This window comes from Caballeronia sp. LZ028 (genome assembly GCF_031451415.1).
GTDB classification, from domain to species: domain Bacteria; phylum Pseudomonadota; class Gammaproteobacteria; order Burkholderiales; family Burkholderiaceae; genus Caballeronia; species Caballeronia zhejiangensis.
Map to the genome: position 1 here is coordinate 1 of NZ_JARUXN010000057.1, position 450 is coordinate 450.

At 63.3% G+C, this 450-nt stretch carries 1 protein-coding gene; it reads left to right on the forward strand.

Translation table 11 applies throughout. The annotated features are described in order from the left end of the window. Positions 1-131: 131 nt before the first annotated feature. On the forward strand, positions 132-450 hold a 319-nt coding region (locus QCE58_RS34035), incomplete at its 3' end, for a helix-turn-helix domain-containing protein (protein WP_309781275.1).

Consider the following 450-nt stretch of genomic DNA (forward strand, 5'->3'; position numbering starts at 1 on the left):
GTGTTTTTTTGGGGGGGGGGGGGCGGCGTCGCGGGGCGGGGCCGCCCCGTTCCCCCCTGCCCCCCCGCCGGCGCCAGGTCGACGGGCTTTAGGATGGACTGATCGAAGCTTGAAGAAGAAGCGGTCAGCTCATGTCTGGAACCCGCATTACCGACCAACAGGTTCATCTCTATATGAACAAGCGCAAACAGTACTCCCAGGAAGTCGCGGCCGCGAAGACCGGTATCAGCGTGCGTACGGCGCGCCGCATCGAACGTGACGCCACCTTGCCTTCTCAGAAACCACGGCAAACATGGCGGACCCGAGCTGATCCCTTCGTCGACGTATGGGAGAGCGAAGTCGTACCGCTGCTGCGCAACGCGCCCCACCTGATGGGCATCACGATCCTGCGCAAGCTGCAAGACGATCACCCGGGTTGCTATCCCGATAGCATGCGCCGCACGCTGGAAC